Source organism: Wolbachia endosymbiont (group A) of Crataerina pallida (assembly GCF_964028475.1).
In the GTDB taxonomy this organism is placed as follows: Bacteria; Pseudomonadota; Alphaproteobacteria; order Rickettsiales; family Anaplasmataceae; genus Wolbachia; species Wolbachia pipientis.
The window spans coordinates 1,366,415-1,392,322 of the sequence record NZ_OZ034785.1; the positions used below are offsets into that span (position 1 = coordinate 1,366,415).

The following is a 25,908-nucleotide window of genomic DNA, read 5'->3' on the forward strand; positions in this document are numbered from 1 at the left end:
TTTGTCATAAATCCTTAATTATTTCTGACTTTTTAGTTCAGTTTTTAACCATTCTTTCCTTAACTTAATGGCAGTGGTGTCATTCCAACCCCCCCCTCCTGTCATCCCAGTGCCCAGACACTTGTATCTGGGATCTCGTTCCTTAACTTTATAGTGTAAATTATTTCAAATTGTGTCTAGCTGCAAGTATAATAATTTCCATTTATAGATAAAGTATGTTGCAAATGTTATGCCAAAGAGTATAATAAAATCTATATCAAATACTTTACAAGAAAAAGTGGGATAGAGGCAAAAGCAAATATTAATAAGGATAATTTAAGAAAAGCGCATGCTAGAGTTTGAAGAAGCAGTAAAAATAAAAAATATTATTGAAAGGTTAAATAGCACATGATATAATATATATATATAGTGTAAAAATGTAAATAATTTTATTGACATCTTTACATTAATAGTTCTTAAATATTTAGTACTGTAGAATTAAATTATTAAGTTTTATGAAGGAAGTAAAAATAGTGGAAAGCTTTTCAGGTAATAATAAAGATAGTAATTTTATTGAGGGGGCAAAAATAATGGAAAATTTTTCAGATAATAACGGAAACGGTAGCTCGATCTTCCAAGGAAAAATCAGGGAGCAAGATTTCTCTGCAGAGCAGAAGTTAAATGAACTAAAAGCAGCCGTAGAGGAGCTCACCAGACAAGATTTGCTCAGGAGGCTCGAGTGTGAGCGTCAGGCTTCTAGTTGTATCGATGAAATATCATCTCAAGCAGAGCTATATATCGGAGAAGGTGATGATGAGGATTACTTCACTGGTGAAAAAGGAAGAGTACTCGGATATTTCTGGAATTTCTTTGAATCTCTCTTCAACCTTTTTGAAGTAGATGTAGATGATCCGAAAATCTACCAAATGCTCAAGGAGAAGAAAGAAAAAAATTGGCTTCTTTCGATAATTAAATTTATGCGTGACAAGCTTAAGGAGTTAATCAAGAAGATTTTTGCACGCGATTTAAGTTTCAATCAGAAGTTGGACAAAGAGATAAAAGAATTGCAGGAGAAATTAGGCAGTGGTGAGTTATCAGAAGAAGAGTTTGCAAGGGCGTTAGAAAGGTTAACTGCATTGCAAGATCTGAAACTCAGGTTACAAATGGCTGTTGTCGGATGGATTGTTACAATGTTCGCAGAGATGTTTGGAGTTGAGTTGGCGGCTGCGGTAGAGGCATTTACAGAAAAAGAAGATAAAAAAGCAGAAAAAACATCATTAAAGGAAGAAAATAAAGAAGTTTGCGAAAACGTAGAAATGAAAGTGGATGAAAGAGAAAAACCTAAAGTGCCAGTTTTCCTTTTTGACGTTTCACCCGGATTTGTAAGGCCAATTCCTCTGAGCAAACCAGAGCTTGAAATTGTGTCAGATCCTTTGAAACATCTATTGCGTCTTACTGAGCTTGAAAGAAAATCTCATGAAAATTCACAAAAACCAAAAGTGGAAGAAGAGAAAAAAGCGGAACCGAAGAAAGAGGTGTGTCCACCGAAACCTGCGGAGCAGCCAAAAGTTCAGATAGGACAGGGGGAGTGGTTTGAAGCTGTTGATGATAAATCAAAGAAGATGAATTTAGATAGTGGTAATGCTAAAAAGCCTCGAAGAAGACCTACTCCTGTACATGATTATCCAATTGGTCATTATCAAGCTCCATCGGGAACTACTGATAATGGAAAGCCTAATGCTAGTGCTGCTCAGCAAAGTTCTGTAAATAATGCTCAGCCACCAAAAGAATTGACTAATGATATAAAAGTTAATAATCATGTGGATTCAATAGGAAAGGCACCAGAAAAAGCACGATCGAGGTGATAGCTAGTGCTTAGATGACAAAAAAGACTGGATCCCAGTGTCTAGGCACTGGGATGACATTAAAGAGTAGGGATTGATGGCAAAAAGAAATACAGATGTCATTCCAGCGCGTGACGCTGGAATCCAGGGGCATATAGATAGATGTCGACAGTTCGTCATTCCGCTACGTGTTAGCGGAATCTATGCTTGAGATACCGCGAATGAATCGCGGTATGACGTAGGGAACTTAGGGTTGCCAATGACTTGTCATTCCAGCGCGTGACGCTGGAATCTTGAAATTTGGGTTTTATGAAAAAGAGTGAATAAAATTTTTTAAAAAAAAATATAAAAAAGTGCTTGCACTTAATTTTATTTTTAGTATATTAGTTGCATAATATTTTTACTTAGGAGGCAATATGGATAGTAATAGTGGTAATAAAAAAGAATCTGGTCGTAAAAGAGGAGAAAGAGTTGATATAAGTAAAATAGATCCAAAGTATGTTGATGACTATCGTGATAGGTTTAAAGAAAGAGATGAAGAGAGGGCAAGAAGGAATGATCCTAGCAGTTCTATGAGTAGTTGTAATAGTCAGAGTAGTAGTAAAGGTAGTTCAAGGTCATAAGTATATTTAAAATAGGGGGTATTATGCCTAATATAAGTGAAGTAAATCGAGAATTAGTAAAGGCATTTAATATTAATCTTCGTTTTAATAGTATTGCAGTTACTAACCTTACCGTGCAAAATTTGCATGGTAAGGATCATATTGTTATCTCATTTGATAAAAATATGAATTCCAAACAATGTATGAAGTATTTGAATAACATGAAGGAGAAAATAATTAAAAGATCTTATAAAGATGAAAAAGTTGCTGGTGTATCTTATAACACGGAGTTTTTTCCGTTCACTTTTAACACGAAACATTTACCTAGAGATAATAAAGAAAGAAAGAAATTTTCAGTAGAAATAGATGAAGAAGTGGTTTTTAATTTAAAGTGCTATCTAGCTCAAGCACTTGCCGGAGATGTAAAAGAGGGCATGGGAAAGAAACGTAATCCAAAGTATTTAAGAAAACATATATATGATACAAGTTTCGATAGGGACTCCTATTTATATTGTATGCTTTTTCGTGATAAAGGACTACAAAAAGACTTTGTTGATTCATTTTTAGCAGAAATTGAAGGTTATCCAAATCCTCCAAGTGATTACTTGGAAGTGAAAGGTAATCTTGTATACATTAAAAAAGGCATTTTTGATGATATTGAGTTCATTAAAGACATAATAGCATATAATACATCTTTAGAATGTCGTTATCTTCAGACTCCTAGTGCTAAGAACAAAACTGTTGATAAACTGAAATATACAATAATCGATTTTATAGATAGGGTAGCAGACATTCCAGTTCGTACTATTACTCGTACTTCTTATGTTAATAGTAAAGAAGATTCAGTTCTTATTCCTCTTGTACAAAATGGTAAGTTTCTTGAGCTTCTTACTGAAGATGATGCATATAATCTCAGCCGTGTATTTGATGATGCTGTGGTTACCAAAATTAAAAGTCATCATTTAAAAAATCCGTATTGGAGTGATAATGAAGTATACGCTATAGACTTTTCTGACGTAAACATTGCCTATTGTGTGCTGAATAAAATAATAGAAAGCTCTGTAATCAATAAAGACCATGAACTGTCCGTTGACCCTGAGCTTCCTCGAACGCTATTAGCTGAAGCATCACCGACACAGGAGTTTCCCACGCAGAGTCAGGGTGAAGAATTAGGAAGGTCTCCCAGGCAAGGGTTGGAAGAATCTTTTATGCTGCATAAAAAGTTAGATGTTCCTGGAACGAGTGGAGAATTCTTGCCACGTTCACATCTGAGTTATACTGCAGTTAGTCAGGGTACAGAGAAATGTGTAAGTGCTGCTCAAAATGTGCAAGCAGGACCTAGTACTTGGTCTCAGCCAATGAACCCTTTGTTATCACAAAGCACGTCCGGAAATAAATGGACGTCGTCAACGCAGTTTACCCAACCAGGACCTAGTGGTTCATCATGGACACGGAGTGAACCTTCATCATCGAAAGGTGCTGAGGCAGATGATGAAAGTATGCCAATAGAGATTCGGGGTCAGCAAGTGAGCTATAGGTCATCCGGGCCATACATACGCGGAGGTAAAAGGATGCAGTCAGTGTTACAACGGTCACAAATGACCTATAGATCATCATCGATTCCTTCTCCTAGAGCATGGGATAGTTCAACATTCTTAAATCTTGAGGTTTCTAATGAGGAATCTGAAAAACAGCAAGTTACTGATAAAAGTGATCTAGAAAGTAACGATGAGTGTTCTAAAGCAAAGCCACAGAGTGAATCTCCGAGTAGCCGGAAAGGGTCAGAAAGTAATTCGTTTTCAGGTAGTAGTACTTTATCAAAAAAATCTATTATGCCAGAGCTAGAGAAGTTGTTTATATTAGAGCTAGAAAAGTGGTTCCTATATTTTCAGCAAAATGGCAAAAAACTTGACTCGACGCGTTCAACTCATGAGCTTTCAAGTAAAAAAACAGCTACTTCATCAGAAAGAAAAGTAAAAAGTAATTCACCCTCAAAAGTGACTTCTCCTGTTACTGAAACATATACCAAAAGCAAGCTAGAGACTAGTGATTGTTTAAATGATAGTATTTCAGAACTCCCGTCACAAGGTGCCGTAGGCAAGGCTGGGGACCGTAGTTCTAAAGCTTCTATAGATAGTGGTATATGGTCACTTGAGCGGGGACAGTCACCGTCGCTTATTGAAGAGTTTAGTGATTCACTTCAGCAGACACCGTTAATAGTTGATAAACTTGAAAATATATTTAGTAAATTATTAAGTGTTGTTCACAATCTATTAAAAAACCCGGCTTCTCCTACGCATAAAGATGTGTCGGGTGGACTAAAGTTGCAACAACATCTTGATTCTGATCAGAGAGAGAAACTATACAAAGCTCTTTCTTCTAAGATGAAGAAGAAGCTAGATTCCGAACTTTTTCTCCCTGAGTACGAGAAGTTACTATACCTACTTTATGTTGATAAGAGGGAGGTGCGTTTGCTTCTTTCTCCTCCTGGGGAAGTAGAGCAAGTGTGCTCAGTTCTTCCTTCTGAGGAGAAGGAGCAAGCACAATCAAGTTCTTCTGAGGAGGTAGTACGCTTATTTCAGGAGTTCTTTAGTAATCAAAAAGTTAGTGATAACTATCTTACAAGTTCTAAAGATAGTGGTGTTTCTTTAGGATCGTCTTCACAAAAATCGACTAGTGATACTGGAAGTGATGAAGATGAACTAGAAGCTAGTGGTAGGTCGTCAGTCTCATCGAACTCCAGTACTTCCACTGTTAGAACTAAAATGGATGCTACTAAGATCGAGCAATACTTGCAGGAGAAAAAAGTTAACAGTCGTACCTAATCCACTGCTCTCAGCCACCTAAGTGTTTTATTAGCTGACCCTGAGAGCACTGGTGTTGGTTTTTCTTGTCCATTGTAAGTATTGCATGGTACTAAATGTTTAAAAAGTATTAATATAAAGATATCAATAAAATTATTTACACTTTCATGCTATGCCCATAGCATCATATATTACTTAACCTTACAATAATTTTTTTATTCTTGCTGCTTCTTCAAACTCCAAATTTTTAGCATGCTCTATCATTTGCTTTCTCAAATCATCCTTATTAGTATTTACTTTCGGTTCTGCTATTGCCCTCTCCTGTAAGGTGTTTGATATAGGTTTTATTATAGTCTTTGGGACAATATTGTGCAATATATTATGTTCTTCTTGTTTTTTTCTTCTTCTTTCGGTCTCTCTTAATGCACGGTCCAGAGAACCAGTGATTTTATCTGCATACAAAATTACTCTACCTTCAGCATTACGCGCAGCACGACCGATCGTTTGAATTAATGAAGTTTCCGATCGCAAAAATCCTTCTTTATCAGCATCCAAAATTGCAACCAACCCACACTCTGGAATATCAAGACCTTCCCTCAGCAAGTTAACACCTACTAAAACATCGATTTCTTTAGATCTCAATTTGTATATAATTTCTATTCTCTCCAGCGCAGCAATATCAGAATGCAAATAACTCACTCTCATATTCAATTCACTCATATATTCAGCTAAATTTTCAGCCATTTTTTTCGTCAATGTAGTGATTAAAACACAAAATCCCTTCCCTATTGTCACTTGTGCCTCATGAATTACATCATCAATTTGACTCTCTATTGGTTTTACAATGCAGATTGGGTCCGTAAGCCCTGTTGGACGGATAACTTGCTCTATAAATACATTACTGGTCTTTGCCAACTCATACTTTCCGGGAGTGGCTGAAATGTAAACAGTCTGCGGCCTAACTCCCTCCCACTCTTCAAATTTTAATGGACGATTATCAAAAGCGGAAGGGAGCCTGAAGCCATAGTCGATCAATTTCTTTTTACGCGCCTCATTACCACTGTACATCGCACCAACCTGAGGAACGGTGACATGACTCTCATCAACAAATAAAATTACGTCTTTGGGTAAATATTCAAACAAAGTAGGTGGTGGATCCCCAGCTTCCATTCCATAGAGATAACGCGAATAATTTTCAATACCTTTACATATTCCTGTTGTTCTCATCATTTCGATATCAAAATTAGTGCGTTGCTCGAGGCGCTTTGCTTCAACAATCTTGTTTTGCGAGTAGTAATAATCCAAGCGTTCATGCAGCTCTTTTTTGACTAGTTCAACTGCCTGCAACAAAACCTCACGCGGGGTTATGTAATAGCTGTTTGGAAAAATGGTGATTTTATTTACGCCTTTGGTAACATTGCCCGTTATAGCATCAACTTCAGAAATTTCTTCTATTTCATCGCCAAATAACGATAAACGCCAAGCTTTATTTTCATAATGGGAAGGAAATATATCAACAATATCGCCGCGCACTCTGAAATATCCTCTCTCAAACCTGGCATCAGAGCGCTTGTATTGAAGATCAGTTAAGTTGCTCAGGAAATCATTAATACGAATTTTATTTCCAACACTAAGCGGTATGATCATGCTGCGGTAGCTCTCAGGCGAACCAAGACCGTATATGCAGGAAACACTGGCAACTACGATCGTATCCCTGCGCTCCAAAAGGGAGCAGACGGTGGAATAACGCAGCATCTCAATTCTTTCGTTAATTGCAGAATCTTTTTCGATATAAGTATCAGTTTGTGGTAAATAGGCTTCAGGTTGATAATAATCATAATAAGAAATGAAGTATTCAACAGCATTATGGGGAAACAATCCTTTCATTTCCTCATAAAGCTGTGCTGCTAAAGTTTTATTGTGTGCCATAATTAATGCAGGCCTGTTTGTCCTTGCAATAACATTTGCCATAGTAAAAGTTTTCCCAGAACCAGTAACTCCAAGCAAAACCTGATCTCTTTTATTGCTATTTAGCCCTGCAATTAAGCTATCGATTGCCTGTGGTTGATCCCCAGCCGGTTGAAAATGTGTAGCGATTTGAAATTCCATAGACTTTACTTACTATCTTTGATTCATTGCATAGTGAACACTATATTGCTTTTAAGATAAGTTGTATAGCTATCGTAAAGCCATAAAACATTAACCAACAATGTCATGCAAGTAGCTGACACTGGAATCTTGTTTCAATGTTAAACAAAATACCATAGAATTCAAGAAGACAATTCCTAAAAAATCCCTACATCCAAAAAAAGGCAAAATGCTGCTTGAATAAGCTAAATTTTTTTAGATGCAAAAACAATAAAACATAGTTGATACTAAATTATAGTACTCCTATGACAACGTTACAAAAATTAAGGAAATGGATAGCTCTGATCAATTGGAATAGTATTTTCAGGTACCGGTGGTCAATATGACATTTTTAAAATAAAGATTTAGAACCTGTTTAAAATCTTCTCAATAGAAGAGAAATGAAGGAAAGAACGACCATTTGTAGGCTAGTGTTAAGTTTTCGCTCGCAATTTTTCCACAATCGTCTGCATTTTTCTAACCAAGCGAAAGATCGCTCTACAACCCATCTTTGTGGCAATACAGCAAAGGAATGTAATTCACTTCGTTTTATTATAGCTCTTTCCACAGAAGTCCGGATATGATAAGATTAAGGATAGATGGCGATAAGGAGGTTGGATGCCGGCAGCATATAGTTATGATTTAAGAAAAAAAGCAATGGAAGCACTAGACGAAGGGGAAAGCAGAGAAGCAGTGGCAGCAAGATTTAAAATTGGACGAACTACTTTGTGGGAGTGGCAGCAAAGAAAAAAAGAAACAGGCGACTTTCAGTCAAAAAAACTCGGTAATGGAGGTTACAATCAGAAAATTATCGACTGGAATAAGTTTATCGAATTTGCTAAAAAACACGGTAGAAAAACTCTGTCGGAAATGGCTAAACTTTGGGGCAACGTTAGTATCCAAACGATCCACCGAGCTCTCAGAAAAATTGGATTTACGCGCAAAAAAAGACATATGGATACAAGGAAAGGAACGAAGAAAAACGTGCTGAATTCTTAAAAATTATAGCAACAAAAGAACCAGAAAACTTAGTGTATATAGATGAGTCTGGGATTGATAACACGGAGGACTATCCATATGGGTATTGCCAGAAAGGACAGCGATTTTATGCCCTAAAATCTGGAAAAAAAACTCAACGAATCAGCATGGTTGCAGCCTTAAGTAGAAGAAAGATAGTTGCTCCATTAACATTTGAAGGCCACTGTAATATGGATATTTTTAATGGATGGTTTGAGCAATTTTTGGCACCGATCTTAGAACCTGGACAAACTGTCATTCTTGATAATGCTACTTTTCATAAGTCTGATAAGCTTATCAAGCTCGCTAAAGGAGTCGGTGCAGAAATTTTGTATCTGCCGCCTTATTCTCCAGATTTTAACAAAATTGAGCATCATTGGTTTGCTATAAAAAACAGAGCCAGGAAAAACATTCCTCTATTCGAATCCTTTCGTCGTGCTGTTGATTCTGCCTTCCTATGACCTATTCGGACTATTATGAGAAATGCTATACTTCTACAGTTGCTCCAATAATCGTTTTTATTTGAGTTGCAAAATTTTCTCCTGTATAACCTGCATCGACCAGTATATTTTTAACTTCCGAGAGGTTTTCTTTTGCGCTTTCAACCATTCTCACAGCACTGCTAACCCCAGTTGTAAATTAGAAAAAATAGAAAAGGTAAGGAAATAGGGTAAACTCCGAGGTATTTGATATTCATTCCTAAAATAGGAGGTTACCAATGAAAGAGAAAGTAACAGAAATCTTTTGTATAGTCGATGATTTTTGCAATACAGTCGATGAAAATTTTGCAGAAAAACTTCTACCAAGTGGCAAAAAACCAACCAGGACGCCAGAGATTACGCATTCAGAGATTTTTACCATAATATTGCTATATCAAGTGCGACAATTTTAAAATTTTCTATGTGCATTATTTGAAATTATTATACGAATCAGCGTTTCCAAAATTGCCATCCTATAGTAGGTTTATCAGGTTAAAATCGCGGGTTTTATGGTATTTAGCGCTCTTAATGCAATGGTTTTGCGAACAGTCAAAAGTGACAGGGATTTCGTACATAATTTATCGCTGTTTGCCATCCAAAAAGGACCTCGAGAAACAAAGTTTTCAAAGGGTTGGCAAAGATTGGAAAGACTACTTATGGGTGGTTTTTCGGTACATCTAGTAATCAACGAAACTGGCGAAATTCAAGGGGTTACGGTGACAAAAGGCAACGTTGATACCTGTGCCAAATTTAACTCAGAAATTGACTGGATTATTGTTTAGAGATAAAGGATATATCAAAAAAGATCTTTTTCACGAATTATTCGATAGAGGGTTAAAGCTTGTAACCAGTATAAAAAAGGGTATGAAAAACTCATTAATGGTGCTAAATGAGAAGATTTTGTTAAGAAAAAGATCGATTATTGAGACAGTTTTTGGCTCTCTGAAAAACAAATTTGAGATTGAGCATACTCGCCACAGATCACCGATAAATTTTTTGGTACACATTTTTTCTACGCTTGTTTCATATTCCATGCAGCCGCTGCATTTCTAAGCTTTACTTCGTTGGCTAATCCGCAACTGGGGTATATAGGGTTGACACCAAGGCAATATTCTTCTGGAGAAGTTGATCGGCATGGCAGCATATCAAAGATGGGACCAGCGGAATGTAGAAGTATGTTATATGAAGCTGCACAAACAATGCTTACAGTTACCAAGAGGACATTTAAATTAAAAAACTGGGGTTGCGAAGAAAAAAGGAATGAAAAAAGCAATTGTAGCAGTAGCAAGAAAATTAGCTGTAATTATGCATAGGATGTTGGTTGATAAAACAGAATTTTATTATCAATAAACATCAAAAGAGCATAGGACAATAATTTTATTGAAAATAAAGATAGCAATGCCGATGGAAGGGACAAGCAAGAACTTAGTTAGACTTCGTGGTAAACATGTTGCCGTCCACTTCCGCCTAACAAGTATAATGCGGCTTGACAAATTTATTGTCATCTCAGACCGCGGAGAGAACCATATGCTACTTTTAACTTATGTAAAATTACCAAGGATTATGGAGAAGATATGCTGTTTTGATTTGTGTGAAAATTATTGTTGACTTATGTGCAATTAGAGAACCTAAGTCACTTTAGCTATATATAAAAGGTTTAAGTGGTTGTATTGATGTATCTTTGTATTAAAAAACACCCAATAAGCAGAGTTGTAAGTGGAATAAACCACAAAATGTAAGTGCTAGATTTTATAGGCGGTACGATTATAATTGAATTGCCGTAAGAATTTTTTAACTCTGAGATTATCTCTTCATCTGTGTATCCATCATTGATTTTTTTACGAATTGCTTCTCGCATATCATACGCGATCTGAGATCCAGATTCAGACAATGATTCGCCAGAACATATTGGACACCTTATTATTTCAAATAAACTGATTGCTCGTTTTTCCATGCTTTTATCTCTGAGTTTATTATCCAGAGTAAAAGCGTTTACGCCTGAGTGGAATATCAATATGAAAAGTAAGCTAATTACTATTCTCATTCTTGGTTAATTGGATTATTTTACTGAGTTGGTTCATAAAATCAGTGATGGATAACTTTCCAATAAAGCTTGACCCTACATCATCATCGTACTTTATTGAAAATTGAATGCCATTATCAGTTGTTTTTTCTGATAAGGAAGGTACTAATTTTTTGAACGCATCTGAAGTTTTTGAGTCACCAATCATAAACGAGATTAATTCTTTATAATTTGATATAGCCACGTTGATTTTGTCTTTAAATGAATATGTAACTAAGTTGTAATTGTTTACCCCACCATCTGCAGCAAAAGAAAAATTATTACTTTGAATCAAAAATTTCTCTATATTGAAATTAATTCTGGAAGCCGAGATGTCGTTTACAAATTCATAATCAAATTTAATGTCGATACTAAGGTAACTTTCAGGACTTGCAGTATTTTTATACCGATAAGTATACAAATCAAATCCTAGCTTAGCATTTCCACTCAGTTCTTTATCGAGGTGAAATTGAATGTAATTGCTTTTATCATTCACTTCAGTTATAACACTTTGCTGATTTTCTAAAACATCACATTTTAATCCATAATCTTCGTAACGAAGTGTATCTATATAGTCTATCACGGTACTATTTTTGTTGAATCGCAATGAAGATGGTAAATCGTTTAGTCTAACAACAAAGTGGCTGCTATCGTTTGTGTGGCATTTTATATTCTTTTTCTCATCACCATGAACAGCAATATTGACTTCATTGCTTGGTATGTAGATATATACTGATTTATCAAACAATCTATTTTTTATCAATAAAGCATCAGATGAGATGGTTAATTGCTCATTGGAAAATTTTGGGTTTGTCACACGAAAAATTAGGTTAGAAGGAAATCCACTAAAATCATGTGAAATATCAAATTTTTCGTCGTTAATGTATAGTATTGTTTCAGCTAAAAGATTTTTTACCTTACATGCAGAAAAATACCAAAAACCACTATACGCTACAGGAATAAACAAAAGTAAAGAGATGATAATATAGATAAAAATCTTACGCATAGCTAATCACTCCCCTGTTTATCCAATGATATATTTCTTGTACCCCTTGGTATGGTTACACACAAGCCGTCGATATCTTTTGTGATTTTTATTTGGCACCCAAGTCTTGATGTCTCTGTTAAGCCGAAAGCTAGGTCTAACATATCATTTTCCTCATCAGATATAGGGTTATGTATTTCTACAGCATTATAAAACTTTGGATCAACAATTACATGGCATGTAGAGCAAGCAAGAGAACCTTCACATGCACCTTCAAGCAGATCTGGATCACTTCTGTGGGCTAAATTGAGCAGAGTTTCTCCCTCTGCAGCTTCATAGCTTTTCTTACTCCCATCAGGTAAAATAAAAGTAACAGATGGCATATTATTCCTATTAAAATCCTTACTAATTTCTTTATATCCTACAGGTAATAACTAATATTTGCAAACTCTTTACAATTCCAGTGCCTATTTTTTGTTATCCAAGTAGCCGACACTGGTTTCCAGAAAAAAGGGTGTTATGCAAGTAGCTGACACTGGTTTCCATCCAAGACGGCAGTGCCCTCTTCTTGTCATCCTAGTGCCTTCTTCTTGTCATCCCAGTGCCCAGACACTGGGATCCAGGAATTTTATTAAGTTAGTAAGCATAAAAGTATAGCTAACGCGAGCTCTACGTCATACCGCCGCGGTATCTCTAGATCCCGCTAACACGTAGCGGGATGACGGTTGTTGTTTAGCTACAAACGTTAAGAAATTTACTAAGCGAAAAAAAAGGCAAAAGAAGCCCCGTGGTTATTATCTGCTTTAAAATATTGGCGTTTTTTATGTTTTAAACGCTTGACAAGCGAAATTCAGTTGCTTTTAATTGCAACTAACCTACGCTGCAAATGTTTAAGAAATTTACCAAGCAGAAAAAAAGACAAAGAATCCCCGAGTTAGCTAGTCTTTTACTATCTCTGTCGAGTATTGGCATTTTTTGATGTCTTGTAACGCTTTATAAGCGCGTTCAGCTTATTTAGATAAAAATCTAGATGTAGATGAAGTTTTGTAAAGACATACAGTATCTATATACTGCAAAAAATTGAACATAAGACGCCGATACATTAAGTAATCCTTACCTTTTAATCTGCAGATTGGCGAAAGCAAATACAATAGCTTCAGTTTCATGATAAGGGCGCTGGCGGAGTTTGTCAAGTAAGTTTTTTCGTTTCTATTGAATGACAGTTGTAACCTATGCAAGAAGTCTGTTGTAGTTTGTACGATATCTTTATAAAATGGTTCACATAAGTTATCTAGCAGTGCAACTAAACAAATACAAAAATCAAAACGTCGCGGTTTTTGGTCTTGGTAAAACTGGTTTATCCGCCATTAACGCTCTAACAAAGAGTGGTGCAAGAATATATGCATGGGATGATCATGAAGAGCAAATAGCAAATGCAAAAATGATGTATAAAAAATGTAATTTTATTCATCCCAAGGAATACAATTGGCATGAGATCAGTGCATTGGTTTTAAGCCCTGGAGTGCCAACAGAGCCACATTGGATAGTAAAACTTGCAAGGAGATTTGATTGCAAAATAAAATCAGACATTGAGCTATTTCTTGAAGCTAAAACTACGAACCAGAAGGTAATAGGCGTCACAGGAACAAATGGTAAATCAACCACTACATCACTAATAGGGCACATATTAAAATCTGCAGGGAAAAAAGTAGCTATTGGTGGAAATTTAGGCGTTCCTGTTTTGGATCTAGAAAGAGATGCAGAAATTTATGTAATCGAACTCTCCTCTTTTCAATTGGAGTTGATGAATGAAATTAACGTGGACATTTCAGCACTGCTCAATATTACACCAGATCACATAGATAGGCATGGAAGTATGGAGAACTACATAGCAACTAAATTAAAACTGATAAACGGTAGTGAGGTTGCCGTAATAGGATGTGACAATGAGATTACTGCTGATATATTCAACAAATTCACTGGAGACAAAATTCCAATCTCAGCTCCGGTGTCACCCTCTTTGTCATCCCAGTGCTTGGCTACTCGGATCCAGAAGATCTCGTTAAAACTAGAGAATCATAGCTTATCAGTAAGCGACGTGAAAATAAACCTAATATCCAATGCAGAAAACATAGCAGCCGCATATGCCGTATGTAAGCTACTTGGAGTAGATAGCAACACTATTATCAATGGAATCAAGTTCTTTTCAGGACTGAGGCATAGGAATGAACTGCTTGGCAAAATAAGAAATGTGTTTTTCGTGAACGATAGCAAAGCAACTAATGCAAAGTCGAGCGAAAAGGCGATTTTATCTTATGAAAACATATATTGGATTGTTGGTGGAAAAAGTAAAGAGGGTGGAATAGAATCATTAAGCAAGCATTTTACAAAGGTTAGAAAAGCTTTTCTTATTGGAGAATCAACCGAAGCTTTTGCAAATGTTATGGAGAATAAAGTAGATTTTGTGAAATGTTGCAATCTAGAAGATGCATTTAGATTGGCTTTTGAAGAGGCCTTAAATAGCGCAGAAGAAGTAACAATATTACTTTCTCCCGCGTGTGCTTCTTTTGATCAATGGAAAAATTTCGAGGAACGTGGTGAAGCATTTTGTAGAATGTTTGAAAATCTCAGGTACAATCACACATGCTGTTTAGTATGATGTTGCGTGGAACAAAAGTTAATAATAGATAAGCTAATTAGGGTTATTCCATTTGAAGGGATAAGCGATGAAACCCTATTAAAGGTGTGCACTGACCTTAATCTAGCTAATAGCTTTTGCAAATTTCAGAATGGAATATATAGCGCTTTGGAGCACATAGCAGAGGACTTAAATAGCTCAATGGAAGCTGAATTAAGAAATTCTAATTTAGAAGATATGAAAGTGCGAGAGCGAGTAAAGTTAGCTATTCAAATACACCTTTCAAACTATGCTAAGCTACCGAATTATAGAGAACTTTTAAAAAATGTTTTATTATTCTCTGTATCACCAAAAAATACATATTTTTCTAGTAAACTTTTATACAGAACTGTTAGTGCGATTTGGTATGGCATTTATGACCAATCAACAGATTTTAACTACTATACAAAAAGAGCAATATTAGCTGGAGTGTACTTAAGTACGATACTTTTTTTTATCAATGATTATTCAGAAGATTTTGTGGATACTTTATCGTTTCTTGATAACCGTATCAACAATGTCATGACATTTCAAAAATTCAAAACTCGCTTAAAAGGAATCATAGGAAATTTCTTATAAGCTATTGATTGTTGGTAGAAAAGTACTTGAGCACGATCCTGAAAAGGTTTGTGAAAATAAAAATATTCATGCTGATCATAAAGAACATTTAGTTTATCGTGAGGATAATAATGGTACAACAAAATACACCAGTTACGAAGAAAAAGAAAATAAATTTATTGAAGAAGCACATGAATATTTAATAGACTCTGAATTTAATAAAAATTTTGATCTAGGGCAGTACAGAATAAGTAATTTCTCCGGAAACTTGACGAAAATAGAACTGGAACTCATCAATGAAAAGTATATGCAAGTTCAAGTTAATAGAGAAAGAAAAATTATTCTCGCTATACCGTAGGTGCGTTCCAAGATTATACTGAAGTTTTTATTGCACTCAAAATCTTCGTTTTTCCTAATCTCTAGAATTATCAATGCATCATCACTTAACCAGCCTGAGTGAGCTAGTCCATTCAACGTTGATTCAACTAGATTGCTATTGTAAGGTGGGTCTATAAAAACTATGTCACATTTTGAAATAGGTTGTGGTAAGCAGTTAGCACTGCAGCAAATTAGCGTAACATTGTCCGTAATTCCAAAATCTTTTGCTGTTTTTTTAGGCAATTGCAAATTGTAATAATCTGAATCTACCATAAATGCATGTTTAGCGCCGCGAGAAAGCGCTTCAAATGAAAAAGAACCACTACCACAGAATAAATCAAGTACATTCAAGTTATAAATAGGTTTTCTTGAGGAAAGCATATTAAATATTGCTTCTCGGACAATACTCATAGTTGGCCGTGCAGCTAAATGCTTACCTGTAGTTATTTTTCTTCCGCGATATTTGCCTGCAATGATGCGTAGCATATTAAATAAGCTCCAAAATAATTAATTATTTATACTATATGATTAATGTCAATATGGCTTTAGCAGTTTAATAGAGAGAAGCTATCGAGTCGCTTGTAAGAAAAACACAAACACAAGACTCATCAGTTATCTTTTTCTGATTTGCCTGCTGCATTAATTGCTTGACCAATCTCATCTTGTAAATCATCATGATCATTTTTTTCATCATGATTTAGCCCTTCAATTCTGCTTTCTAACTCTAACTTAATTATAGTATTGATTTTATCTATATTATCAAGAAAGCCTCTACATTCTTCTTCACTATACTCTTCACCAGATGCTTTTTTTTCAATAAATAGGTTTTTAAATCCTGCTAGATCAGAATTCTGATCGGTATTTAGTACAACATTTCTCTCTATGAAGCTAAGATCTGACAGCAGTAAGCTAACCTCTAACAGATCTTCACTTTTTACGCTTTTAAGGTCTTCAAGACTTTCTAAAATACTAAACACCTTAATCCTTTCTTGTACAATCTCTTTGTCTTCCTTATCAAATTCAGACAATAAACTATGATTATCTACAAATTTCTCACTCAAAGCTTTATTCAATTTAGCAAAATTGACATCCTTGTCAAGTGATGTGTTATCCCGCAACAAGTCTACCCTTGCCCTACGCGCATTTAAAATGTCGTCGTAGTCATTTAACTTTATGTTGCCATCTTTGTCTTGCTGCAATTTATAATAATCAAGGCCTTTGAAATTTTTATTAGTCTTCATCTTCAATCCTCTTCTCATCTCCTTTTGCATCTGGTTTCCTCATTGGTTCCGGTAATTTCCTTTTACTGTCTTCTCGATTTCTTTTTTCCTCTCTTTCAGCACGTTTTTTTATAGCTTCCTGGGTATTCATTTCAAAAAGTGCCTTAACGTACTCTTCTGGATTTTTTGGTTCTTTAAATAAAGGCTTAAGATTATAAACTTCGTCTTTTCGATCTCTTTCTTCTTTTCTTCTAGCTCTTTCAGCACGTTTTTCTACAGCTTCTGGAGTGTTCATTTCAAAAAGTGGTGAGAGGTTGTAAACTTTATCTTGATTTCTTCTGCCTTCTCTTTCAGCACGTTTTTCCATACCTTCAAAAGCAGATCCAAAATCATCAATTTCATCTGAACCTTTTGGTTCCGTGCCTAAATTTCGTGTCACTTCATTTGATTGATCAGGCTTATCTTCTTCTGTTGGCTGATCATGCTGTAGTTGATTAGGCTTGTCTTCTTGTTCTGTGCTTAGTTCTCGTACTACCTTATCTGGCTGACCTCCCCCTCGTAGTCGAAGAGGGTCGCCTTCTTCTAGTGGCTGATCATGGTTATCTCTTACTAGTTCCGTGCCTAACTCTCGTTCTACCTTATTTGATTGATCAGGATTGTCTTTTTCTGGTTCTCTCTTACGGCCGATAGTGTAATCATGAAGCTTCTCTAAGAAATCTCGCCTATATTCTTTTGCTCTATAGAGTAGGTTATGATCATAGCCATGCTTTCCTATAGAGTCAAGACCATGCTCCCAAGTAAACTTCATAGCATCTTCTATTGTATAGCCCAAATGTGATCCTACGTATCCTTTATAATAATCTAAATATTTACCGATCCTTCTGTGTGTAATATCTTCCTTATCAACTCCAAATGCCCTGTAAATTTTTTCCTCGAGCTTATCAACATCATTTTCAGGCGATGTTGCAAACTTCGTTGCTTCAATAGTAGCACCTACAAATTTACGTGGCACATCAATAGCGTATTTCAGCACTCCTCCAACTCTTGGTATCCTACCCAGTAGATTAGCTGTACCTCCGGCTAATCTATCCGGTAAATGAGTAGCCCAATTACCTAAAGATTCTAGTTTTCCACCAATTGCGTCTTGCCAATAATGCTGTTTTAATCCTTCCATTATGCCAACCAAAGGCGATGCTTCATACATTCTAGATATATTGTAAACGCTGAATCCACCACCAGCGATACTTGAGCCCATTTGTTGTACGAACGTGCGTAAGGAGAACATTAAAAATGAAAGCAAGAATAGTATAAAGATTTCCCCTGCATTGATTAAATAACCTCTCTGTATGTCTTGCACCCTTTGGTAATCGCTATTTTCTTGATAATTTTTGCAATCCTCACAATCTTTACATTTCTGACAGTATTCACTGTTGGGATCCTTATATAAATCATGAAGTTTCAGTATTCTACAACCTTGTTTTTCTACCGCACTCCGCACTAAAGATCTTATTTCATTAATTATTTCCCTATAACTATTGCATTTATTTATATCTTGACAGTAGCGTTTTATTATTTCACTAACATCACCTATCCTTTTCTCTATATTGTTGATCAGTAATATAATGTCAGCCCTCTCTGATGCATGAGATAAACTATTTGTTAAGCGCACTAGATCTTTTTCACTACAGCCATTACTAACTACCATATCACTTTCTGCAATATAATGGTCTGCTGGATTCTCTTTAGTACCAGGAATTGGGTTAAAGAAAGGATAATCTATATAACGAAACCCTTTTTCAATGTAATCCGGTGGAAGAGGGATATACCCAGCACCGCCAGTAAATTTTATTGTACCACCTTCTCTGCTTATCTTTTCTATACCTTCTATGTTCTTATCTACGTTCAGCGGAGAAGCTTCTCCAAGAGTGTAAGGTACGAAAATTTGCCCTGGGGTCCAACCAAAGTACTGCTTATCAACGATACAAAAACCACCAAACACCCATTTTGGAGCACATAACCTTACCTCAAACCATTTATTGTAGCATACAGTAAAACCTAACTGCCTATAAAAGGTATTCATTATAATGGAAGCCAGTAATGACAAGAGAGCAAATATCATAATCGACTGTAAACAAAAGCTGATGCAGAATTTTATCCAACCTTCAAATAGACTTTTCAGCGGTGAAAATAAAATAGAAATTAGAAACAGTGGCATAATGGCTATAAGAAAAGCTATACCCATAAAACCAGAGAGAAATATTATGTAAGCATATAAGCACAGCAAGAAGTATAGCACAATCCCTATGAAAATTGCCGGTATCATAAGAAGGCTTGCCCACATTTGGTAATGTAAAAACGCTGCAAACTTTTTCCAAACAGAATAAGCAAAAAACTTATTGAACATGTCCTCCATGAAGCTAAACAACTTAGCTTCATCTCCTTGAGCAATACTTCCGGTGTTCATGTTGGGAGCAAAATTAGTAATTATACTTATCAATTGTTCAAGACCTTTAACGAATAAAACAAGAAAATGATCATAGAAAAATCTAAAACTTCCAGGAGATATAAGCACTATTACTAGAGTGATTTTCATCATTCTGATGAGCATATCATGCTTAGTTTCTTGTATCATGCCAAAAAGATAAAGAAGCGATGAAATCATTACAAATAGAACAAGCAAGGAAAGAACAAAATTGTGAAAGCTCGTACTTTTTTCAGCTATATTTTCGAACATAGCTTGTGCAACTGCAGGATCATTGCTATTAAAATGTTCTTTGCAATTTTCGTTAATCAATAATACACATTTTAGATAGTTATAAATGTAATCAAAAAACCCAAAACTACTTGGCTGCTGCACTCCACTTAAGAACTCAAAAGAGTAGCCACCTACATTATCTAAGTAATATCTATCTAATATTTTTACATATATTTTCCATCCCTTTTTTAACTTCAACTCATTACAATTTCTGTCCTTTAATTTAGTGTTATCTCTGTCTAAAGTAAAAAATCCATTGTCGCCCTCTGCTGTGGAGTTATAACCTAGATGTACAGTAGGATATTGAGGATCGCGCATTAACTTTAGATTTTCGTTAGGATCATCTTTCCCCGTTTGAAACAAAAGATAAGCACCATGACCATTGGTAAACCAACATGGAGCACCACGTGATACTGTATTTGCGCTATCATCTTCATTAATGCACTTGCAATTTACAGTGCAACTTGTATCAGACTTACTTGAAAATTTTTGTATGCTAGGTTTATAATCATTACAAACTAAGTGAAAATTAGGTAAACTATTATCACTTTGTTTACCTTCAAATTTAGTTGCATATTTTAACTGCTCCAAGCTTTGTAAGGTATAACTGCCTTTTTTAGATTCCTTCTTGTTATTATTACTCCAAGATGTCCATGCACCATTAACTCGCACTTTTAAACTATCTCCATTGGTTTCGAGTCCGGTATCCTCCCACTTCACCACTTGGTTATGGTGAAAACCATAATTAATTTCGCCAGTTTCAGGATCAATAACTTCTCCATCTCCTGGAATAAACGCATCGTGGTCGCTTGAAAAATGAGCGCTTACTGCAATAGGTTTAGGACCAAAATAGTCAGCAGATATACACCTTGGAAAAGGCATATCGTTTTTACTACAACCTGTGATCAGCACATAAGCTGCAAGAAGTAATACCCTAAACCAACATTTGCCTAAACGTGATTGCATATCTAAACTTTTTCCAAATACAGAATAAATTTCTAAAACTTTACTTAAAATATCTTTTTAATTAGTTACTCCATAATATCATTTATATCTTACTCCTCTCCATTTTCTTCCTTGTTTTTAGCTTTAGCACTAGGATCACTTCTTATTGTTTCATCAGAATTTTTTTGCTGATCTGATTGTTTTAATGTTTTAGGTCTATCACTCGTTGTTTTATCAGAACTTCCTTTAGAATCTTCTTTTTTGTCTGGTTGCTTTGGTGTGTTAGGTAATTTAGCCTCAATTTTTCCCCGATCTTTACTCATTTTCTGCTTGATACTCTGTATCATACTTTGGGTCTTATCATCAAGGCCAACGGTTGACAGCATAGCTTGCGATGCGCTCTTAGCAACTGTACCAACACCGCCAGTAACTCCATAACCAGAGCTAAATAGTGTTTGTACCATAGTTTCCGATATAGAAACAAAAGCTTCCATTGCACCGGCAATAATGAGGTATATAAACGCCTGGATTAGGTCTATAGGTAATGCTGCAAAGTGTCCACCAGCCCTTTCTCCGGTACTGAGTGCAACATCAACGCTAGTGCCAGGACTGTATCCAAGAGGCAGTATTGATTTCATCAAGCACAGATCATACGATAAGAAATTTACGCTAATTAAACATTGATAGCATGCAGAAAAATTTGTGAGGTTATATAAAACTGAATACATCAACTGATTTAAAAGAGATAAAAATGAAAATAAAATGACTGGTTCTAATGAAACATGAGCCAACGTTTTTATCCAATTATCAAACAAGGGTTTAGTCTTTTGAAATAGAATAAATACGATAAATAAAGGTGTTAATGACAGTAAAAACGCCACTAGAACAGTAGATATTACATATTTAAACGTAGCGCTAATAATGCATTTTAAGAACATAAAAGTAGCATAGAGTATTGCCAAAAATGCAATAAAGCCAAAAGGACCAGAGAGCATCAACGATAAAAACTTTAGCCAAGTTTCTGTTGTGAATAATACTCCTGCTGTCAAGTCTAAGAATGCAAATTTTCTCCCCCCTTCCCCTATATAGCCAGAAAAGCTATCAACTAAATAAGTGCTACCATCTACAAAAAGTCTGGATAAAGTTGTACCAAAGAGTTCCCAGCTTCTATCGCTAAAGGCAAAAGCTATAAATGCTATCTTGAACATCCTTACAATGAAATCAAATTTACTTAGCTGTATTGTTCCAAGCATATAGCCAATGACAGTAAATATAACGTATAGAGTAAGTAAAGCTCTTACCCCCTGAAGAAGACCTCTTGCATATCCTTTGTATGAATCTTTAACGCTGTCCCCAATTACTTCTTCTTTTATAAATTTAAATACCCCGTTTACATTCGATGAAATAAAATCATTAATTTTTCTTTTGACAAATAAAGTTACACTATACTTATTGTTTTCGTAATATTTGCCATTTTTGTCCGTAATGTCATCTTTCTCTACGTTGCTTACATTGATGCCGAAATATATCTTCTTAGGTTTGCATTCATCTGTTATAGGTTTTTTGTCTTTGCATTCATCTGTTAAAAGACCTCCATCTATTATATAATATACCTTATCCTTTGTTTTATCTAAGTGCTCTACTTTTTTGAAATCATTAGTCTTTGGAGCAGATGGATCCCCTGGCGGGTTATCACCCAAATACACATACAGTTTTTCACCATTGATATATTCACACGATCTAGTCACTTTAACATGGTACCCGCCCCTATTAGCTCCATAGTAACCATAATCTGCTATAGCAAGCATCACACTACTACCATATTTTACATTGTCATTTACTGCATAGTCACTATTTAATTTCAGAGAAAAATCCTCGAAATTGTCACTAATTTGCGAACACACATTATCCTTTCTTGCACCTACTTCATTATCTGGAAGACATTGCATACCTTTATCAGTATCTTGATCACCAAGATCACCAATTTTTGCAACAAGAGCCTCAGCCCAAGATTTATCATCTTCAGTAAAACTACCTGCTTTAACATTCCCTTCCATTTTTTCTAGATAAGAATACATATCACATTTATTTCCTTTATCGTACTTCTTATACCTTATAGAGGAGACACAGTTCCGTTCTCCTGCTCGACCTGAATCATAGCTCCATATACCTTTTCTAGTATAGCATATATTCTGATAGTAACAATTAAGCTCATAAGAACTGTACTTTTTTTTCTCATCCAAACTACAGTTTTTTCCATCACATAACTCATTCAATCCTATTTTAGCTCGGCGTAAATCGAACAGCGAGCCATGTATCCATGGTTCGTTGTTTTTAACATAACCTTTATTAAAATGTACCTTATTATCATATGGAGTGTACCCATTGCCAACTAGCACTTTGCTTTCCTTTGCTTTTGTTTTATCAAGAGGTAAAAATTTTATTTTATTTCTCTTTCCATCCTTGCCCTCACAAAAAAATTCCTCTCCCTCTTGCTTGCTAACATTCAATATTTCACTTGCTGACACTTTTTCACCTCCTTCTTCAGCTCTATAACAATTGTCATCAAAGCTGATACCTTTCCCTCCTGGATTGTCATAATCAATTGTTATTTTTCTGGGAACTAAGCTAAAGCTTAACTTATCACCAGGATTTACTTTAATTCCAGTGTCTACATAACGTCTATTGCTGCCAAATCCTTTACCACCGCACAATTCGTTTTTATTTACGCCTTTTTCATCAACGCCATAATTATTAGGCACATCGTTAATATTTGCAGCTTTACTATAATTTGGTTCTGAGCCATCAGCACAAAAGCTAGCTGGCACAAGTACTTTCCTTGGATTTTTGTCTTCTTTAAAAGGGCAAAAATTTACTGATCCATCGAGGGTGAATTTGATTTCCTCACCCTTACTAATTACTTGACCAGAATCAACCCAATGAATTTTAACTTCTTCACCAGCTTTATGAACTGGAACATCCACGTTAACACTAGTGTTTCTGCTCTGCAACCCAGGTTCGACACAATCCATGTTACAACCAGTGATTGCAAGACACAGTATCAACAATAGTGATCTTTTACTTATCATTGCTGTCTTCCTGGTGGTGGTATCTGAGGCGTTGACCTTTGAGTCCCTTGTGGTATTTGAGGTCTTGACGTACCTGACTGTTGAGAAGCACCTCCTCTTTCTCTTCTTTGAACGCTTTGTTCATCTAACCCTACTGTTCCCATTAAGCTTTGTTGATACTGTCTTCCAGGTTCGCTTGCTACATAAGCACCAAACAACGAGTCAGATATTGTCGAAGAAGCTTCAACTAAAGCTTTCATAGCGTGTCCCAAAATAACAAAAGCCATCATAGCGGTAATATTAGGTGTATATTTGGAAGCATAACCATAAAAAATACAAGGGTTAAAAATCTTTAAGTTAATATTAAGTATACATGTAGAGCAGACCTCAAAATCAAATACTGAATACACAATATAATCCATAACCTGGCTTATCAGTGATATAAAAATTAAAAGCACTACTGGATGAATCGCAAATCTTGCTAAATTTTTAACCCAGTTGTGAAACATCTGCCTAGTATACGCAAATAAAAGACAAATAATAAAAATAGGTGCTAAAGAAAGCAATAACGCAACTATTGCTATAGATGTAATAAAAGAAAATAAGGCATTAAAAATAGATAAGCTCACTGTGATTAAACCCCAAATCACCAAGCAAAAAGATACAATGCCCAAAGGGCCAGAAAATATAAGAGATACTATTAACAATACTGAATGCGATGACAAGAACCTATTGAGCGGCAAATCAAGAAACTCAAAAACATTTGAAGTAGTGCCTCTAAAATTTGCTATTTCTATTAGTTGTTTTGGAGTGTTAATAAATATAGAGAATGCGTTGTTATAAAAAAAGTCCCAGCTATTATCCTGCAATAGCTGGGCGATGATTCCTATCTTTACGCATATAATTAAAAACTCATATATAGAAATATGAGTTAATCCAAAAAAGTAATAAAGAGTATATAAGATTATATATAGTACTAATAGTGATATTATAGTAGATCTAATGGTATTTGTTCTGCTTGATTTTATAAAACTTTCGTAAAGAGACTTTACAGGACTAGTATCAGAGTGAATTGCGTTAGGGTCTTTATAATTAGAGCCGAAAAATGCAGTTTTCACTTTTTCATCAAAGAAATTATATATTGCACTAAAAGTTTTTGTAGGTGGCTCTTTAGTTGTTAGGTTAATACTAAATTGACCTTCATTTTTGTAATCGCAGCCATGGTCTCTTATTCCGTAATATATGGTGCCTGTTTTGTCTTTTAATTTTCCTTTCAAGTTTTCCATGTCATGAACTTTGCTGATATCTACAGATATATCCGCTTGATTTTCACCAGGCTTATGCTCAGGGAATTTATCGGAAACACTTATATACAAGCTATTTTCCAGACTATGGTTCTTCGTTACTCTTATGTTGAACCCGCCTTTGTCATTTGTATTGTAGCAGCTCTTGTCATTTCTGCTACATAGACTAAAAGTTAAACTTGGTATTTGATGGTCATTCTCCATCTTATGATCACAACTAGTACATAAACCACCACCTGGAATGTGTTCAAGAGTTTCATTATCCATACCAACTTTTAGAAATGTAATGTCAGTTTTTACCTGTTTCCCCTTTAATACGTTACTAATAATTTCAGCAACAACAGATTCACCACTAGAATTTAAAGCATTGAATAGCTCAATTTCTATATTATTATATTCAATATACACGCAATCCTCGCCTCTACGACCAGAAGAAAATTTACATATACGTCTACAGAGTGAATTTAAAATGTGCGTATCTATCTTACTTGCACTGCTCTCTGAAAGCTTACTGCAATCTATATTCTCTCCTTGTTTTATAGAGTTAATAATATTTTCAATTTCCTTTTTTCTTTCATCTTGATCTAACTTCGAAAACCAGTACTCTCTTCCACTCAACCATTGCGCATCGCCTATTATATATTTATTAGGACATATCCCATCCTTGCCACCTTGGCATTTCTCTTGATTTAAAACATGTGCAAAATGTTCCGTTTCTTGCTCGCTACACTTTTCGTCGATTTTCAAATACCTGATTTTTGTCTCACTCTCTTTATCTTTACACACTTTACTTCCAATCACACTAAAGCTTATCGTATCGCCTTTTTTAAGTGCAAATGGTAATGCAACGTCATTTCTCCCAGGCCCAATTGCAAAATCTGCATACTGCTTAGGACAAAAATTAACCTTACTAGGCACTATATCAATCTCTGTTACTCTTATTCTATCTGAGATATTAACACCAGAATCAACCCATTTCTGCTCTGTTGACACTATATCTAGTTTTTCACGCAAACCTGATAAATTTTCTGGCTTAATACAGTGATGTTCCCCGCAGCCTGACAGAAAAAAAAACGGTATTATCAGCAAAAATTTTAGCATAAA

The 25,908-nt window shown here is 35.4% G+C and carries 18 protein-coding genes and 2 pseudogenes; 9 read left to right on the forward strand and 11 right to left on the reverse strand.

Annotated elements, in window-relative coordinates; all coding sequences use genetic code 11:
- Positions 1 to 509: 509 nt before the first annotated feature.
- From ABWU55_RS06795 to ABWU55_RS06805, 3 genes are all read left to right on the forward strand, one after another.
- Positions 510 to 1,844: a hypothetical protein gene (locus ABWU55_RS06795; RefSeq protein ID WP_353286576.1), complete on the forward strand. Its 1,335-nt coding sequence runs from the start codon at positions 510 to 512 to the stop codon at positions 1,842 to 1,844.
- Positions 1,845 to 2,239: 395 nt separating this feature from the next.
- The gene (locus tag ABWU55_RS06800; protein ID WP_353286280.1) at positions 2,240 to 2,446 is read left to right on the forward strand and encodes a hypothetical protein; all 207 of its coding nucleotides are present in this window, start codon (positions 2,240 to 2,242) and stop codon (positions 2,444 to 2,446) included.
- A 23-nt stretch (positions 2,447 to 2,469) separates the two neighbouring features.
- A complete protein-coding gene (locus ABWU55_RS06805) occupies positions 2,470 to 5,250 on the forward strand; it encodes a hypothetical protein (protein WP_353286281.1) in 2,781 nt (926 codons plus the stop codon).
- A gap of 180 nt (positions 5,251 to 5,430) precedes the next feature.
- On the opposite strand, the gene uvrB is transcribed toward ABWU55_RS06805, so the two are convergent.
- Complete coding sequence (gene uvrB, locus ABWU55_RS06810; RefSeq protein WP_353286282.1) at positions 5,431 to 7,338, reverse strand: excinuclease ABC subunit UvrB; 1,908 nt, start codon at positions 7,336 to 7,338, stop codon at positions 5,431 to 5,433.
- 394 nt (positions 7,339 to 7,732) lie between these two features.
- Positions 7,733 to 7,912, reverse strand: a pseudogene (locus ABWU55_RS06815) (transposase); the annotation flags it as partial.
- A 62-nt stretch (positions 7,913 to 7,974) separates the two neighbouring features.
- On the opposite strand from ABWU55_RS06815, the gene ABWU55_RS06820 reads away from it, so the two are divergent.
- Positions 7,975 to 8,834 (forward strand): IS630 family transposase gene (locus tag ABWU55_RS06820; RefSeq protein ID WP_156518142.1). Its coding sequence is split into 2 segments (ribosomal slippage): positions 7,975 to 8,299 and positions 8,299 to 8,834, totalling 861 coding nucleotides; the frame shifts between segments, so codons are not numbered across the junction.
- Positions 8,835 to 8,859: 25 nt separating this feature from the next.
- Here the strand turns inward: ABWU55_RS06820 and ABWU55_RS06825 are convergent.
- Positions 8,860 to 8,982 (reverse strand): hypothetical protein, encoded by a 123-nt coding sequence (locus tag ABWU55_RS06825; RefSeq protein WP_353286283.1) that lies wholly within the window; start codon positions 8,980 to 8,982, stop codon positions 8,860 to 8,862.
- 109 nt (positions 8,983 to 9,091) lie between these two features.
- On the opposite strand from ABWU55_RS06825, the pseudogene ABWU55_RS06830 reads away from it, so the two are divergent.
- Together ABWU55_RS06830 and ABWU55_RS06835 are read left to right on the forward strand one after the other, a co-directional pair.
- Positions 9,092 to 9,905: pseudogene (locus ABWU55_RS06830) on the forward strand (IS982 family transposase).
- Between the two features lie 11 nt (positions 9,906 to 9,916).
- Positions 9,917 to 10,165, forward strand: coding sequence for a transposase (locus ABWU55_RS06835; RefSeq protein WP_182309100.1), 249 nt, complete (start codon positions 9,917 to 9,919; stop codon positions 10,163 to 10,165).
- Between the two features lie 344 nt (positions 10,166 to 10,509).
- Here ABWU55_RS06835 and ABWU55_RS06840 read toward each other — a convergent pair whose 3' ends face one another.
- Genes ABWU55_RS06840 through ABWU55_RS06850 form a run of 3 tightly spaced genes read right to left on the reverse strand, consistent with a single transcriptional unit; the run spans position 10,510 to position 12,282 of the window.
- Positions 10,510 to 10,896, reverse strand: a complete 387-nt coding sequence (locus ABWU55_RS06840; RefSeq protein ID WP_353286284.1) for a cytochrome c-type biogenesis protein CcmH — start codon at positions 10,894 to 10,896, stop codon at positions 10,510 to 10,512.
- A complete protein-coding gene (locus ABWU55_RS06845; RefSeq protein ID WP_353286285.1) occupies positions 10,880 to 11,920 on the reverse strand; it encodes a hypothetical protein in 1,041 nt (346 codons plus the stop codon). The genes ABWU55_RS06840 and ABWU55_RS06845 overlap by 17 nt, the downstream gene beginning before the upstream one ends.
- A 2-nt stretch (positions 11,921 to 11,922) precedes the next feature.
- Entirely contained in the window at positions 11,923 to 12,282 is a 360-nt protein-coding gene (locus ABWU55_RS06850; protein WP_010082412.1) for a ferredoxin family 2Fe-2S iron-sulfur cluster binding protein, read from the reverse strand.
- Positions 12,283 to 13,172: 890 nt separating this feature from the next.
- Here ABWU55_RS06850 and murD point away from each other — a divergent pair.
- Genes murD through ABWU55_RS06865 form a run of 3 tightly spaced genes read left to right on the forward strand, consistent with a single transcriptional unit; the run spans position 13,173 to position 15,492 of the window.
- Complete coding sequence (murD, locus tag ABWU55_RS06855) at positions 13,173 to 14,558, forward strand: UDP-N-acetylmuramoyl-L-alanine--D-glutamate ligase (RefSeq protein WP_353286286.1); 1,386 nt, start codon at positions 13,173 to 13,175, stop codon at positions 14,556 to 14,558.
- Positions 14,559 to 14,564: 6 nt separating this feature from the next.
- Positions 14,565 to 15,155, forward strand: coding sequence for a COQ9 family protein (locus tag ABWU55_RS06860; protein WP_353286287.1), 591 nt, complete (start codon positions 14,565 to 14,567; stop codon positions 15,153 to 15,155).
- 4 nt (positions 15,156 to 15,159) lie between these two features.
- Positions 15,160 to 15,492 carry a hypothetical protein gene (locus ABWU55_RS06865; RefSeq protein ID WP_006279274.1) on the forward strand — a complete coding sequence of 111 codons (333 nt, stop codon included), beginning with the start codon at positions 15,160 to 15,162 and terminating at the stop codon, positions 15,490 to 15,492.
- Here ABWU55_RS06865 and rsmD read toward each other — a convergent pair.
- The 5 genes from rsmD to ABWU55_RS06890 all read right to left on the reverse strand — a co-directional run bounded on the left by rsmD (position 15,450) and on the right by ABWU55_RS06890 (position 25,905).
- Positions 15,450 to 15,998 carry a 16S rRNA (guanine(966)-N(2))-methyltransferase RsmD gene (gene rsmD, locus ABWU55_RS06870; RefSeq protein ID WP_006280837.1) on the reverse strand — a complete coding sequence of 183 codons (549 nt, stop codon included), beginning with the start codon at positions 15,996 to 15,998 and terminating at the stop codon, positions 15,450 to 15,452. The two genes, ABWU55_RS06865 and rsmD, sit on opposite strands and share 43 nt — an antisense overlap.
- A 122-nt stretch (positions 15,999 to 16,120) precedes the next feature.
- Positions 16,121 to 16,753, reverse strand: coding sequence for a hypothetical protein (locus ABWU55_RS06875; protein ID WP_010082417.1), 633 nt, complete (start codon positions 16,751 to 16,753; stop codon positions 16,121 to 16,123).
- On the reverse strand, positions 16,743 to 20,453 hold the full coding sequence (locus ABWU55_RS06880) for a type IV secretion system protein (RefSeq protein WP_353286288.1): 3,711 nt from the start codon (positions 20,451 to 20,453) through the stop codon (positions 16,743 to 16,745). Before ABWU55_RS06880 ends, ABWU55_RS06875 begins: the two co-directional genes overlap by 11 nt.
- A gap of 89 nt (positions 20,454 to 20,542) precedes the next feature.
- The gene (locus ABWU55_RS06885) at positions 20,543 to 23,521 is read right to left on the reverse strand and encodes a type IV secretion system protein (RefSeq protein WP_209472598.1); all 2,979 of its coding nucleotides are present in this window, start codon (positions 23,519 to 23,521) and stop codon (positions 20,543 to 20,545) included.
- A complete protein-coding gene (locus tag ABWU55_RS06890) occupies positions 23,518 to 25,905 on the reverse strand; it encodes a type IV secretion system protein (RefSeq protein WP_208571613.1) in 2,388 nt (795 codons plus the stop codon). Before ABWU55_RS06890 ends, ABWU55_RS06885 begins: the two co-directional genes overlap by 4 nt.
- Positions 25,906 to 25,908 lie beyond the last annotated feature (3 nt).